The organism is Cyanobium gracile UHCC 0281 (assembly GCF_034931305.1).
Taxonomy (GTDB): domain Bacteria; phylum Cyanobacteriota; class Cyanobacteriia; order PCC-6307; family Cyanobiaceae; genus Cyanobium; species Cyanobium gracile_A.
Map to the genome: position 1 here is coordinate 1 of NZ_JAYGHY010000069.1, position 13,496 is coordinate 13,496.

A 13,496-nucleotide genomic window follows, 5' to 3' on the forward strand; every position below is an offset into this window, starting at 1 on the left:
GCGACGGCGTTCGGCCGCTTCCGGACCCGCGGCCAGGGCGGCGGCCAGGGCGGCGGGGTGGGCCGGGAAGCGCTGCAGCAACTGCCGGCGCATGGCGGGATCATCGCCGCCGAGGGCGTAAAGGGCATCGGCGCTGGCCGGATCGCCGGGGAAGCGCCGCTGCAGCTGGCGCCACAGGGCCAGGGAGGTTTCCGGGCGTCCGAGGGCCGCGGCGGCCAGGGCGTCCTGCTTCAGCACCAGGGCGGCCAGGGGATCGGGACCCCAGCCCTGGCCCCTCAGCCACTGGCGCTGCGCCTGGGGATCCTTGCTGCGGGCCGCCAGCAGCAGGCTCGCCTCTCGGCGCCGCCAGGGATCGGCATCCCAGTGCTGCAGCCACTCCAGTCGCTCGGTGGCGGTGGCCGGCGTCAGCGCCGGCTGGCGCGCCAGCAACGCCCGACCCCCCACCAGGGCAAGGGCAGTGCCCAGGCACGACAGGGACAGCAGCAGCGGGAGTCGGGCCAATGGCCGGGGGACGGCGTCCGGGGCATTCTGGGCATCCGCCTGCGCCGCACCCGGTGCGATTGCCCTCCCTCCCCGCCCTGCCGCCGCTGTTCGACCGCCTGCCCGGTGCGGCCCAGCGCCGCCGCGCCGTGGTGGTGAGCGTGGTGGCGCTGCTCACCCTTCTGCTGCGGCCGCTGTGGCCCCTGCGGCTGCTGCCGGGCTGGTGTGTGGGCCTGCTGCTGCTCTGGGCCACCCTGGAGCTGCTGCGCTGGCGCTGGTGGCCGCACCGCTGGCGCTGAGGCCGGCCGGGGACGGCACGTAGCCTGCTCTCCAGTAAAGGCAACGGCATGGCCGAAGCGGCTTCGCATCCGGTGGTTTCCCCCCTTGGGGCGCCCCTGGAGGAGGGTTTGGCCCGCTTCGGCACCGACGGCATCCGCGGCCGCGTCGGCACCAGCGTCACCCCGGCCATGGCCCTGCAGGTGGGCTACTGGACCGGCGTGGTGCTGCAGGCCGACGGGCCGGTGGTGATCGGCACCGACTCCCGCCGCAGCGGGCCGATGCTGGTGGCAGCCCTTAGCGCGGGCCTGATGGCCGCCGGGCGTGAAGTGTGGCAGCTGGGGCTGTGCCCCACGCCGGCGGTGCCGGGCACGATCCGGCGCCAGGGCGCCGCCGGCGGGCTGATGGTGTCGGCCAGCCACAACCCACCCCACGACAACGGCATCAAGGTGTTCGGCGCCACCGGTGCCAAGCTCGTGGCTGCCCGCCAGCAGGCGATCGAGGCGGGGCTCCAGGGCCGCACCGTGCCGCCGCCGCTGGCGGGCAACGGCCGCCTGGTGCTGCGCCCCGACCTGCTGGCGGCCTACGTCGATTCCTTGCGGGCCAGCACCGGCGGCCAGCGCCTCGATGGCGCTCGTGTGGTGCTCGACCTCTGCTGGGGATCGGCCACCGCCTGCGGCGAGGAGCTGTTCCGCTCCCTGGGGGCGGACGTGCTGGTGCTGCACGGCGAGCCGGATGGCGAGCGCATCAACCAGGGCTGCGGCAGCACCCACCTGGAGCCCCTGAAGCGGGCGGTGCTGGAGAGCGGCGCCGACATGGGCTTTGCCTTCGACGGCGACGCCGACCGGATGCTGGCGGTGGATGGCCGCGGCCGGGTGGTGGACGGCGACCACACCCTGTACCTGTGGGGCTCCGCCATGCGCCGCGAGGGGCAGCTCCCGGACGACCGCCTGGTGGCCACGGTGATGTCGAACCTGGGCTTCGAGCGGGCCTGGCAGGCCAGCGGCGGGGTGCTGGAGCGCACCGACGTGGGCGATCAGCACGTCCATGCCGCCATGGAGGCTCTGGGGGCCGGCCTGGGGGGTGAGCAGTCGGGCCATATCCTCTCGGCCCGCCACGGCATGAGCGGCGACGGCCTGCTCACCGCCCTGCAGGTGGCCACCCTGATCCATGGCGCCGGCCTGAAGCTGGACGAATGGATGGATGGCAGCTTCCAGCCCTACCCCCAGCGGCTGGTGAACGTGATCGTGCCCGACCGGCAGCGGCGCCAGCAGTGGCAGCAGTGCGAACCCCTGCGGCTGGCGGTGGCCGAGGCGGAGGCGGCGATGGCGGGCCACGGCCGGGTGCTGGTGCGGGCCAGCGGCACCGAACCCCTGCTGCGGGTGATGGTGGAGGCGGCCGAGCAGAGCCAGGTCGACCTCTGGACCGACCGCCTGGCGGCCGAGGCGGAGCGGCACCTCAATCAGGCCTGAACCCCGGCCTGCCGGTCCTCAGACCACGCCGTTGGTGCGGAACCAGGCCTGCATCTGCGTCCAGCCGGCGGCCGCCGCGGCGGCCCGGTAGGTGGGCCGGTAGTCGGCGTGGAAGCCGTGGGGGGCACCGGGGAACACCTCGATCCGGCTCGGGCTGCCGGCCGCCTTCAGGGCCGCCTGCATTCGCTGCACCGACTCGGTCGGAATGCCGTCGTCGTTGCCGGCGTAGAGCCCCAGCACCGGAGCCTTGAGCTTGGCAATCAGGTCGATCGGAAACAGGGGTTGCCGCTCGCTGGCCGTGCCCACCAGGCGGCCGTACCAGGCCACCCCGGCCTTCAGCTTCGGGTTGTGGGCGGCGTAGAGCCAGGTGATCCGTCCGCCCCAGCAGAAGCCGGTGATGCCGAGCCGTGCCACGTCGCCTTCGCCACTGGCGGCCACCCAGGCGGCGGTGGCATCGAGGTCAGCCATCACCTGGGCATCCGGCACCGTCGCCACCAGCGGCAGGATCGCGGCGATGTCGGGCAGCACGGTCACATCACCCTGGCGATCGAACAGGCTCGGCGCGATGGCCAGGTAGCCCAGCTGGGCCAGGCGGCGGCAGACATCCTGGATGTAGGCATGCACGCCGAAGATTTCCTGCACCACGAGCACCACCGGGAAGCCGGAGCCCTTGGCGGGGCGGGCCCGGTAGGCCTTCACAGGGCCATCCGCCGCCGGCACCGACACCCAGCCGGCCATCAGCCCCCGATCGGGCGTGGTGACGGTGGACGCCGCCACCGGCCGCACCGCCAGGGCGAAGCCGGCGGCCGCCGTTCCCAGCAGCAACTCGCGGCGGCCGAGGCGGAGCTCCATGCTGGGAAGAGAGGAGAACGGGGCCATGGGCTTATGCGGGCCCCTCAGCCTAGAAACGGGATCCTTCAGGGCCAGCCCTGCAGCCGCTGCACCAGCCGCCCCAGCAGTTCCCGACGGGCTTCGCCCTGCTGGCCCGCCTCGGTGATCAGCAGGGCCTTCACCTGGAGGTCGTCCGCCGTCATGGCTTCAATGCCCAGCAGGCGCGGTGGCTCCAGCAGCAGCGGGGCCCAGTGCGGATCGCTGCCGAAGGCGGTCAGTTCCTCGCCGATCAGGCCCAGGGCGCCGGCCAGATCGGTGATGCTGCGCGGCAGCAGCAGCGTCAGCTCCGCCCCCGAACGCAGCTTGGTGTGGTTCACCACCTGCTCGCAGTGGCTGTTGGGCACCACCACCACCCGCTGATCGGCGCAGCGCAGTTCCGTGCTCAGCACTCCCACATCCACCACTTCACCCGAGCGGCCACCGATCTCGACCACATCGCCGATGGCGTAGCGGTCGTCGAGCAGCAGCACCAGCCCGGCGACGAAATCCCGCAGCAACCCCTGGAACACCAGCGCCAGGGCGCCGAGCACGGCGCCACTGGCCAGGACGGCATTGCTGGAGAGGTCCCGCAACACAGGGATCCCGAGCACCGTCCAGAGCGCGAACAGCAGCAGGCAGGCCAGGTTCACCAGCCGGCGCAGCACCCGCAGCAGGCTCAGGTAGCGCTGCCGGCGGCGGGCACGGTGCTCGGCTCTCACGGCGAGATGGCTGGCCCACTGGGCCAGCAGCAGCCCCACCAGGCCCCGCAGCACCGTGGCCACGACCAGCAGCACCAGCGCCTTCATCAGCACCACCAGCGGCTGCAGCAACACATCGATGGCGGCCGGGATCTGGCCAGGCCAGGCCAGCAGCAGCACCGCGCCCATCGCCACCCCCAGCAGGATCACCAGCGCCGCCAGCAGCCGACTGAAGGCCTGGGTGAGCTGGAGCAGCAGGGGATCGAAGCGCCCCGACCGCTCGGCGCGCCGCCGTTGCAGGCGGGGCAGCGAGCGCTGGCTGACGTGCCACAACGCCACCACCAGGGCCATCAGCAGGGCCAGGCCTGCCAGGGACACCAGGGCGATCCGCAGGCGCCCGTTGATCTGCTCCTGCCCGAACACGCGGCGGGCGCTGCGCAGTCGGCGTTCCAGCAGGTCGCGCCACTGTTCGGCCAGGGCATCCAGGGGCAGACCGTTGAACTGGGCGTCCTGCTCGGTGACCGTGAGCAGGGGAAAGGGGCTGGAGCGGCCCGGCACCATGGCCGCCAGCTGCTGGCCTCCACCGGGCTGGGGCAGGAGGATCACCCGCAGGGCCTGCGGTGCCCCCTGCAGGCCCAGATGGTTGGGGTCACAGGCGGCCTTCGTCCCCTTGAGGCTGAGGCGATCCAGCAGCGCCTCACCGACCCGTTCCCCCGCGGTGCAGGGGTTGCGGGGCTCGTACAGCTGGTTCAGGTTGCCCTCGATCACCCGGGCCCGCTCGCTGGCCTCCGGCCCGCTGTCGCCGCCGGCGTCCACGGCTGGTGAGGCCACCGTGATCGCCGGCACCCCCAGGATCCGCACCGTGCCGAGGCGAAAGCTGCCGGCATTGGCCGGGTCGGCATGGGCGGGGCCGGTGCCGCCCGGGGCGGGGGGCTCAGCAGCGGCTGTCGCTGCGGCCGTGGGAGCCCCCGGGAACGCCGCCATGCCGAGGGCGAGCGTCAGGGCCAGAAGCAGGGCCAGGGCCGTTCGCAGCCGGCGTGGCTGTCGTGGGGCCATCGGCGTCTCCGGGGGCGTGGGGCTGTCGCTCCGGATGCTGCCAGCTGGATGGGCTGTCCGCCCGGGGTGCCACCGCCAGCCCTCCTGGTGGCTGGTGCCCCATCTCCCTATCCAGGAGATGGGGTGAATCGGCGCTTTTTTGCTCAACTTTCTCTAGCAGAGCTCGGCCGGCATAGGATCAACCTTCACGGTGATCATTGGCAACGTGCAGGTTCTTCTGCTCGATCTCGTTGTCATTTTCGGGCTCTCCGTGATGGCGGCGATCCTGTGCCATCGGCTGCGGATCCCCACATCGATCGGCTTGCTGCTGGCTGGGGTATTGGCCGGGCCCGATGCCCTCGCCCTGGTGCGAAGTCCCCACGACATCGAGCTGCTGGCGGAAGTCGGTGTGGTGCTGTTGTTGTTCGTCGTGGGGCTGGAGATCTCCGTGGCCGATGTGAGTCGCCTGCGTCGGGAATTCATCATCGGCGGCTCGCTCCAGTTTTTCGGAACCGCTGCAGTGAGCGCCCTGGCCTTGTTGCCGATGGGGATGAATCTTCCCCAGGCCGGGTATATCGGCTGCGTGGTGGCCCTTTCCAGCACGGCCGTGGTGCTGCGCATGCTGCAGGAGCGGGCCGAGATCGAAACGCCCCATGGCCGCGCCATCCTCTCCACCCTCATCTACCAGGACATCGCGGTGGTGCCGGTGATGCTCACCGCCCCCCTGCTGGCCGGGCTCGGCCAGGCCTCCTTGCTGCCGGCGCTCTCGGGGCTGGTGCTCAAGGTGGTGGTGGTGGCGGCCCTGGCTCTGCTGGCCTACCGCTGGATCGTGCCCTGGGTGCTGGAGCACATCATCCGCACCCGCAGTTCGGAGGCCTTTCTGCTCGGCGTCTTCATGCTCTGCGTGGGCATCGCCCTGATCACCCAGTCGTTGGGCCTGTCCCTGGCGCTGGGTGCCTTTCTGGCCGGCTTCATCCTTTCCGAATCGAGGTATTCCCATCAGGCCGTGGCGGTGATGCTGCCGTTCCGCGACGTGCTGATGAGCCTGTTCTTCATCTCGGTGGGGATGCTGCTCGACATCCCGTTCCTGCTGGCCCATCCGGTCCGGATCGCCCTGCTCACCCTGGCCGTCCTGCTCGTCAAACCCCTGATCGCCGCGGCGGCCGCCCTGGTCACCGGGTTGCCCCTGCGCAGCGCGGTGCTGGCCGGCCTGCCCCTGGGCCAGGTGGGGGAATTCTCCCTGGTGGCCACCCAGGCGGCGGTGGCGGTGGGCCTGCTGACGCCGGACGTTTTCCAGTCGGTGCTGGACGTGGCGGTGCTCAGCATGATGGCCACTCCCCTGCTGGTGGCGGCGTCGGCTCCCCTCTCCGAAAGGCTGTGCGGCACCTGGCTGATCCACCTCCAGTCCCAGACGGTGGACCCCTCCGCCGCGCAGGAGCTGGAGGGGGAGCTGCCCCGCAGCGGCCACGTGCTGATCATCGGTTTCGGTGTCACCGGGCGGAACGTGGCCCGCTGCGCCCGTCGCTGCGGCGTGCCCTACGCGGTGGTGGAACTCAATGGCGCCATCGTGCGGCGGGCCAGCGAGGCGGGCGAGCCGATCCGTTACGGCGATGCCACCCATGCCCCGATCCTGGAGCTGGTGCATGCCGAAGGGGCCCGCGCCATCGTGGTCGTCATCGACGATCCCGGGGCCGCCCGCCGCATCGTGGAGATCGCCCGCCGCGTCGCGCCGGAGGCCTACATCCTGGTGCGCAGCCGCTACCTGCGGGAAGTGGAACCCCTGATGGCCCTGGGGGCCGATGAGGTGATCGCCGACGAACTGGAGGTGTCGATCGAGGTGTTCTCGCGAGTGATGGCGCGGATGCTGGTGCCCCGCGAGGACATCCAGCGGCTGATCGGCGACGTGCGCGGCCACTGGCGCCAGATGGCCCGCACCCTGGCGGCCTCCGCCACCTCGGTGGCGGACCTGAAAGTGGCGTTGCCCCATCTGGCCACCCACACCCTGCGCCTGAAGTCCGATTCCCCCCTGGTGGGCACCACGATCGCGGCCAGCGGACTGCGGCTGGTGCATGGCGTCACCGTGCTGGCGGTGACCCGGGCGGATGGCGCGACGATCGCCGATCCCCGCGGGGCCACCGGGCTGGAGACGGGGGACATCCTGTTCGTGATCGGGCCGGAAGGCTGGGATCCCCGCTCGCTGAGCTGACGGCCCCGGCATCGGCCCCGCGGCGGTGGCGCAGCCGTGGGGGCGGCCGGCTTCCCGACGCCCTGGGGAGAGATTGCCGTCATTCCCTCCCTGGGCGGAGGGCCGCAGATTGAATGTCTCAGTCAGGGACGATCCATGGCACGTCAGCTCGAAACCGTCAGGCAATGGCTGGCCCGGCGCCTGCGGGCAATGGCCGCGGCGCTGTGGCGGGAGCCGCCGGCACCACCGCCTCCGGTGGCCGTCAGCAGCCCGCCCCTGGCCCCGGCGCCGGTCCGCCCGCCCGCTCCACCGGTTCCACCGGTCGATCGGGTCGCCGCCCTCTGCCCCGGGGTGCGGGAGCCCCTCTCGGTGGAGGCCGCCGTGCTCAGCCGGGACATGACCGTGCTCAAACGGGAAGCCGCCGATTCCCTGGCCGCCCTGGGCGCCGCCCATGCCCTGATCAGCTCCGCCCGGCTGGCCCAGGTGCAGGAGCTGCGGCCCCGGGTGATCGAAGGCCAGGCCTCGGGGGAGTCCCTGATGGCCCTCGCCGCCGAGTACCAGGGCTGGCAGGGCGACCAGGTGAGGATCTTCGATGCCCTGGCGCTGGTGATGCGGATGGGGGTGCCCAGGGGTCTGGTGCTCGACCAGCTGGATCCAGGACTGCAGGAGCAGGCCCGCTCCCACCTGGAGGCCCTCTCGGTGGAGTACCAGCGCCGCCTGCTGGCGGATCAGTTCCACCCGTCGGTCTGAAGCCGGCGGTGAACCAGGGCCGGCGGCGTCTGGAAGCAACGGCTACCATCCCGCTCCGTGACCCGGCCGTCCTCCGGGTTGCTGTCCCCCATGGATGCCTTCCGGCTGCTCGAGCTCCTGATTCTGGTGGCGGTGCTGGTGGGGTTTGTCGGGCTGCTGCTGCGCCGCAACCTGTTTCTGAAAGTGCTGGCCATGGACGTGATGGGCTCGGCCGTGGTGGCCCTGTTCGTTCTCGTGGCGGCGCGCTCTGGCCTGCAAAGCCCGATCCTGGCGGCCCGCCCCGCGGTGGGGGCAGGCATGACAGCCGTGGTGATGGCCGATCCCATCCCCCAGGCGGTGATCCTCACGGCGATCGTGATCGGCCTCTCCATCCAGGCGCTGCTGCTGGTGGTGATCACCCGCCTGTCGCGGGTTGATCCCAGCCTCGATCTGGGCAGCTTCGAGAGGGGCGGCTTCGACGCTGGAGGTCGGCGCTGATGCCGCCCGTGTCCGGCCAGACCCTTCTGATCGGCTGGCTGCTGCTGCCCTTCATGGCGGCCTTCCTGGCGGCTCTGCTGCCCCCCCTGGCCCGCTGGCTGGCCCTGGCCTGCTGCCTGGCCACCGGGGCCGTGGCCGCCGCGATCGACGCCGGCGCACTGCCGGCCAGCCTGCACCTGCTGGGGCCCTACGGGGTGGTGCTGCAGCCCGACGCCCTGGCGGCCCCGTTCCTGCTCCTCGATGCGCTGGTGTGCGGCGCCGTGGTCCTGGATGGCTGGCGCCGCCCGATGCCCGGTCCTTTCCTGCTGCTGCTGATGGTGCTGCACGGCGGCCTGGCCTCCGCCTTCGTGGCGGTGGATCTGATCAGCCTCTACGTGACGCTGGAGGTGGTGGGCATCAGCGCCTTCCTGCTGATCCTGATCACCCGGTCGGACCGCTCCCTCTGGCTGGCGCTGCGTTACCTGCTGATCGGCAACACGGTGATGACGCTCTATCTGATCGGTGCCGCCGTGGTCTATCTGGAGCAGGGCAGCTTCCGGCTGGAGGCCGCCGCAACCGCCGGCGCTGCCGCCCTGGCCCTGTTGCTGGTGGGTCTGCTCACCAAGGCGGGTCTGTTCCTTTCGGGCCTGTGGTTGCCCCGCACCCACGCCGAGGCGCCGGCGGAGGTCTCCGCCCTGCTCTCCGGTGTGGTCGTCGCCGCCGGGGTCGTTCCCCTGCTGCGACTCGCGGCCGTCTCGCCCGCCCTGGCCGCGGTGCTGCCGCTGGTCGGGGTGGCCAGCGCCGGCCTGGGCCTGCTGTTCGCCCTCTTTGAGGCGGATGCCAAACGCCTGTTGGCCTGGAGCACCCTCTCCCAGATGGGCCTGGTGGTGCTGGCGCCGGCCGCCGGAGGCCTGTACGCCCTTGGCCATGGGCTGGCCAAGGCCGCCCTGTTCCTGGTGGCCCGCCGCTTCCCCGGCCGCGACCTGGCCGACTGGGCGGGCCGCCCCCTGCCCGCCGGGGTGTGGGGGACCCTGTGGATCAGCTCCCTGTCGATCGTGGGCGTGCCGCCGCTGCTGGGTTTCTTCGCCAAGTCCGGCCTCGAGAAGGCCCTGCCGGTGCCCACGGCCTGGCTGCTCAGCCTGCTCGCCGTGGGCACCGCCGCCGTTTATGCGCGCCTCTGGGGAGCGCCCCTGCGGCAGTCGGCCCTGCCGCCTGGAGCCACAGCGGAACCCGAACCGGCCTGGTCACCCGGGGTGGTGCTGTTGCTGGCGGCCCTGGTGCTGCTGGGCGCTGGTGAGGCGTTCCGCGACTGGAGTCCGGCCCTGGTGCCGGCGGCCGCCAAGGCTGCGGTGGTGCTGGCGGTCGGGGTGGGGCTGCATCGCTTGCTGCAGCCCCTGCGGCGGATCGCCTGGTTGCGCCTGCCCGACCTGGAGGGTTTCCCCGATCTTGTCGGCGGCATCGGTGTGGTGGGGGCCGGCCTGCTGGTGTGGATCCGATGAGGCGCCTGCTTCCCCTGCTGCTGACCATCGCCTTCCGGCTGGCGGTGTGGTGCCTGCTCACCGCCGACCTGAGCCACCTCAACCTGCTGATCGGGTTGGTGGTCGCCCTGCTGTTGCCCCGTGCCCGCTCGAGGCCCCTGCCCCTGCGCGAACTGCTGCGGGCCCTGGGCCGCAGCCTGCTGGCCGTTCCCCAGGCCTACCTGGAAGCGCTGCGCCTGATGGTCGGCCGTGAGCCGGTGGAGGCCGAGATCAGCGAAGCCACCACCGACGGGACCATCCCCCTGCTGGTGTTCCTGGACGTGTTCCGCATCACCCTCACCCCGTTCACGATCGTGCTCGGCCTGGAGGACGGCGGGCGCCGCTACCGCATCCATGCGCTGAAGCCTGGCCACCGCCATGGAGGCCAGACCCCATGACGCTGCTCCTCTGGGGAATGGTGCTGGCCCTGCTGATCCCGATCGCCGTGGCCTGCCGCCCCTCCGACGTCTGGCACCGCCTGGCGGCGTTCGCCAGCGTCGCCACCAAGGTGGCCCTGATCATCCTGGTGGTCTCGGCGGTGCGGGGCGACCAGATGCTGGGACTGGCCGGTGTGATCGTTCTGTGCGCCGGCAATGCTGGCCTGCTGCTGCTGGCCAACCTGCTGCGGGGGGTGGAGCGATGACCCTCGCCTCCCTGGCCGATCACGCCAGCCTGCTGCTGCTGGGGGCGGGACTGGTGTTCTGGTTCTGGGGGACCTGGCCCCTGCTGGAGAGCCGCACCTACCTCAGCAAGCTGCACGCCCTGTCGGTGGCCGACACCCTCGGCTCGGCGCTGATGTTGCTGGGCCTGCTGCTGCGGATCCCGGGCCAGTGGCCCCTGCTGGTGCTGGCCCTGGTGGCCCTGATCCTGTGGAACACGATCTTCGGCTACGTGCTGGCCAACTGCTGGCAGGCCTCCCGCCGGGAGCCGGAACCATGAGCGGCACCGTGTCCCTGGCGGGGGAGCTGGACCTGCTGCTGCCGATCACCGCCCTGCTGCCCCTCACCGCCGTGCTGCTGGTGAGCCAGTCGAACCCCTATCAGACCCTGGTGCTGCGGGGGATCCTGGGGTCGGTGTCCACCCTGCTCTACGCCCTGCTGGGCGCCCCTGACGTGGCCATCACCGAGGCGTTGGTGGGCACCCTGCTGTCCACCACCCTCTATGCGGTGGCGCTGCGCTCGTCGATGACGCTGCGGCTGACGTTCCCAGAGGCGGAGCCCCCCAGCGAGGCCTGCCTGGAGCGGCTGCGCGATTGGCTGGAGCCGCTGTCGCTGCGGCTGCGGCTGCTGCCACCGGATCCAGAGGTTGGTGCGGCCGGCCCCTGCCATGGCCGCCTCGGGCCGGGGCCGCGGCTGGAGCTGGCCAACCCCAGGCTGGTGGAGCGGCTGCAGGTTCTGGAGGGCTTCCGCCGCTGGCAGCAGGACGGCGGAGTACTGCTGCTGCGGGAGCTCCCATGACCTGGCTCTACCTGCTGGCCGCCGCCGCCCTCTGCCTGGCACCGCTGGGCGCGGCCCTGCCTCCGGCCCCCCCCATTGGCCCGGTGATCGCGTCCCTCGCCACCATGACCGATGTGCCCAATCTGGTGTCGGGGGTGATCCTGCACACCCGTCTGTACGACACCATCGCCGAGGTGGTGGTGTTCACCCTGGCCTCCATCGGCGTGCGTTTCCTGCTGGCCGGGGAGCCCACCAAGATGAGCATCCGCGCCATCGGCGATCCCCCGTCGGTGGTGCTCTGCCAGCTCGGGGCCACCATGGCCGCCCTGATCGGGGTGGAGCTGGCCCTGCGGGGCCACCTGTCTCCGGGGGGCGGCTTTGCGGCGGGCGTGGCCGGCGGCACCGCCATCGGCCTGGTGCTGATCAGCGGCTCGGCCCGGCTCTCCGATCGGCTCTACCGCCGCTACCGGGCCGACCTCTGGGAGAAGGCCGCGGTGATCGCCTTCGTGCTCCTCTCCGCCTTCGCCCTGGGTGGGGTCCCCTTCCCCGCCGGCGCCTTCGGTACCCTGGCCTCGGGGGGCTGGATCCCCCTGCTGAACCTGTTGGTGGCCCTCAAGGTGACCCTGGGCTCCTGGGCGATGGTGCAGCTGTTCGTGCGCCACCGGGGGTTGCTTTAGGGGTCTCCTGCCTCGTCTGCGCGGCAGATCTCAGAGACGGATCCTGGAGAAGAACACGGTGATTTCCCCGGGTGTGACGAAGCCGTCGGAATTGGCATCGATCTGGCGAAACCGTTGCCGGGCTGGTCGTTGAAACTCAACGATTTCAAGCCGACCATCATCGTTCTGATCCATGCTGTCGATGAACAGAATGGAGAGGTCGTCAATGCCTCGTTCCTTCAACTTCTCAGAGGCAGTTGCAGGGATGGTTTCAGCGAACATGGCGCGCACTTCTTCCAGTGTGATCGCCCCATCCCCATCGGTGTCGAGCTTTTTGAACGTCTCGGTACGGTCCTGCAGGACTTCAACTTCCGTGATCCTGCCATCCGCATTGACGTCCAGCTTCAGATACTCCTGGGTAGCAGCATTGATTCCCGGCTGATCGGTGCCCTTGGGAGCAGCATCTGCGGCGCTGACAGAGGCCATGCCAAGACAAGCCGTGATGGCTACGGACAACAACTTTGTCGTGGGGAGGTGATGCATTGGTTCGGCTTCTGGGAAATCATTGCGCGGCAGGTACGCCACCTTCTCAATATAGCGACATGAGTGGGAAGAGAGGCCGAACTTGATATCCATCGACCCCATGTGAGGAGGGCGCTCGCCCCGCCACACGGCTCCAGGGAACTGCGCTCACAGACCTGGAATCAGAATGTTGGCCTTCAGCGGGGAACAGTCCAAGGGTTGGGTGAGGCCGTTCCGCCCACCCGCAGGCGGGAGCCGCGATCGCCGGCGATCACCTCGATGCCGCCGCGGATGCGTTCCCGCAGGGCGCCGACGTGGCTGATCAGGCCGATCATCCGGCCCCCCTCCCGCAGCCGGTCGAGTTCGTCCATGGCCAGCTGCAGGTTGTCGGGATCGAGGCTGCCGAAGCCTTCGTCGATGAACAGGGCCTCCAGCGGCACGCCGCCGGCATGGGCCTGCACCGTGTCGGCCACCCCCAGGGCCAGGGCCAGGGAGGCCTGGAAGGTTTCGCCGCCCGAGAGGCTGCTCACCTCCCGCTCCTCGCCGGTGTAGGCATCCAGCACCCGCAGGCCCAGGCCGGCGTTGCGGCCGCCGTGGCCCCCCTCGTCGGTGAGCCGCAGCTGGTAGCGGCCGGAGGTCATCAGGGTGAGCCGCTGGTTGGCGTAGCCGCAGATGTCGTCGAGGTAGGCCGAGAGCACCCAGCGCTGCAGGGAGATGTAGGGAGCCGCCTTGCCCTGGCAGCGGTTGGCCACGGCGCTGAGCCGCTCGGCCCTCTGCTGCTTGTCCGCCAGCCCAGCGGCGCCCTCGCGGTGTTCGGTGGCCAGCCGGATGATCTCCTTCTGGGCGCCCCGGGCTTCGCTGTGGCGTTCCACCGCCCGGGTGCGGGCCCCATCCAGGCGGTCCACGGCCGCGCCGGCGGCGGCGGTGTCGGGCCGGGGCTCCGGCAGATCGGCCAGATCGGGGGCGGCCAGGAGGTTGCGCTGCTGGATCACCGCCGCCTCGTAGGCCGCGATCCGCTCGACCAGTTTCAGGCGCCAGCTCTCCTCCTGCAGGGCCGCCGCGGCGTCCGTCGCCGTGGCGAAGGGCGAGGCCGCCAGTTCCTGGCCCAGCCGCCGGGCCGCCTGCTCCAGCTCGCTGGTGGCG

The 13,496-nt window shown here is 71.3% G+C and carries 15 protein-coding genes and 1 pseudogene; 11 read left to right on the top strand and 5 right to left on the bottom strand.

Annotation, left to right across the window (positions count from 1 at the left end):
- Window positions 1-501, bottom strand: a pseudogene (locus VB739_RS14630) (hypothetical protein); the annotation flags it as partial.
- A 53-nt stretch (window positions 502-554) separates the two neighbouring features.
- Between VB739_RS14630 and VB739_RS14635 the strand changes: the two are divergent.
- Both VB739_RS14635 and glmM read left to right on the top strand, forming a co-directional pair.
- Complete coding sequence (locus VB739_RS14635; protein WP_323357765.1) at window positions 555-779, top strand: hypothetical protein; 225 nt, start codon at window positions 555-557, stop codon at window positions 777-779.
- 48 nt (window positions 780-827) lie between these two features.
- Window positions 828-2,228, top strand: coding sequence for a phosphoglucosamine mutase (gene glmM, locus VB739_RS14640; protein ID WP_323357766.1), 1,401 nt, complete (start codon window positions 828-830; stop codon window positions 2,226-2,228).
- A gap of 18 nt (window positions 2,229-2,246) precedes the next feature.
- Here glmM and VB739_RS14645 read toward each other — a convergent pair whose 3' ends face one another.
- Window positions 2,247-3,107 carry a dienelactone hydrolase family protein gene (locus VB739_RS14645; protein ID WP_323357767.1) on the bottom strand — a complete coding sequence of 287 codons (861 nt, stop codon included), beginning with the start codon at window positions 3,105-3,107 and terminating at the stop codon, window positions 2,247-2,249.
- Between the two features lie 38 nt (window positions 3,108-3,145).
- Window positions 3,146-4,852, bottom strand: a complete 1,707-nt coding sequence (locus VB739_RS14650) for a mechanosensitive ion channel family protein (RefSeq protein WP_323357768.1) — start codon at window positions 4,850-4,852, stop codon at window positions 3,146-3,148.
- A gap of 205 nt (window positions 4,853-5,057) precedes the next feature.
- Here VB739_RS14650 and VB739_RS14655 point away from each other — a divergent pair, with 205 nt between their 5' ends.
- The 9 genes from VB739_RS14655 to VB739_RS14695 all read left to right on the top strand — a co-directional run bounded on the left by VB739_RS14655 (window position 5,058) and on the right by VB739_RS14695 (window position 11,852).
- Complete coding sequence (locus VB739_RS14655; protein WP_323357769.1) at window positions 5,058-7,037, top strand: cation:proton antiporter; 1,980 nt, start codon at window positions 5,058-5,060, stop codon at window positions 7,035-7,037.
- Between the two features lie 135 nt (window positions 7,038-7,172).
- Window positions 7,173-7,766, top strand: a complete 594-nt coding sequence (locus VB739_RS14660; RefSeq protein WP_323357770.1) for a hypothetical protein — start codon at window positions 7,173-7,175, stop codon at window positions 7,764-7,766.
- A 90-nt stretch (window positions 7,767-7,856) separates the two neighbouring features.
- Complete coding sequence (locus tag VB739_RS14665) at window positions 7,857-8,243, top strand: cation:proton antiporter subunit C (RefSeq protein ID WP_323357779.1); 387 nt, start codon at window positions 7,857-7,859, stop codon at window positions 8,241-8,243.
- Window positions 8,243-9,721, top strand: coding sequence for a proton-conducting transporter membrane subunit (locus VB739_RS14670; protein ID WP_323357771.1), 1,479 nt, complete (start codon window positions 8,243-8,245; stop codon window positions 9,719-9,721). Before VB739_RS14665 ends, VB739_RS14670 begins: the two co-directional genes overlap by 1 nt.
- Window positions 9,718-10,137: a Na+/H+ antiporter subunit E gene (locus tag VB739_RS14675; protein WP_323357772.1), complete on the top strand. Its 420-nt coding sequence runs from the start codon at window positions 9,718-9,720 to the stop codon at window positions 10,135-10,137. Before VB739_RS14670 ends, VB739_RS14675 begins: the two co-directional genes overlap by 4 nt.
- Window positions 10,134-10,382 carry a hypothetical protein gene (locus VB739_RS14680; RefSeq protein WP_323357773.1) on the top strand — a complete coding sequence of 83 codons (249 nt, stop codon included), beginning with the start codon at window positions 10,134-10,136 and terminating at the stop codon, window positions 10,380-10,382. Before VB739_RS14675 ends, VB739_RS14680 begins: the two co-directional genes overlap by 4 nt.
- A complete protein-coding gene (locus VB739_RS14685; RefSeq protein ID WP_323357774.1) occupies window positions 10,379-10,678 on the top strand; it encodes a monovalent cation/H(+) antiporter subunit G in 300 nt (99 codons plus the stop codon). Before VB739_RS14680 ends, VB739_RS14685 begins: the two co-directional genes overlap by 4 nt.
- On the top strand, window positions 10,675-11,196 hold the full coding sequence (locus tag VB739_RS14690; RefSeq protein ID WP_323357775.1) for a hydrogenase subunit MbhD domain-containing protein: 522 nt from the start codon (window positions 10,675-10,677) through the stop codon (window positions 11,194-11,196). Before VB739_RS14685 ends, VB739_RS14690 begins: the two co-directional genes overlap by 4 nt.
- Window positions 11,193-11,852: a Na(+)/H(+) antiporter subunit B gene (locus VB739_RS14695; protein ID WP_323357776.1), complete on the top strand. Its 660-nt coding sequence runs from the start codon at window positions 11,193-11,195 to the stop codon at window positions 11,850-11,852. The genes VB739_RS14690 and VB739_RS14695 overlap by 4 nt, the downstream gene beginning before the upstream one ends.
- A 30-nt stretch (window positions 11,853-11,882) precedes the next feature.
- Here VB739_RS14695 and VB739_RS14700 read toward each other — a convergent pair whose 3' ends face one another.
- Both VB739_RS14700 and VB739_RS14705 read right to left on the bottom strand, forming a co-directional pair.
- Window positions 11,883-12,467, bottom strand: coding sequence for an EF-hand domain-containing protein (locus VB739_RS14700; protein WP_323357777.1), 585 nt, complete (start codon window positions 12,465-12,467; stop codon window positions 11,883-11,885).
- An 83-nt stretch (window positions 12,468-12,550) separates the two neighbouring features.
- A partial coding sequence (locus tag VB739_RS14705) for an SMC family ATPase (RefSeq protein ID WP_323357778.1) occupies window positions 12,551-13,496 on the bottom strand: 946 nt, incomplete at its 5' end.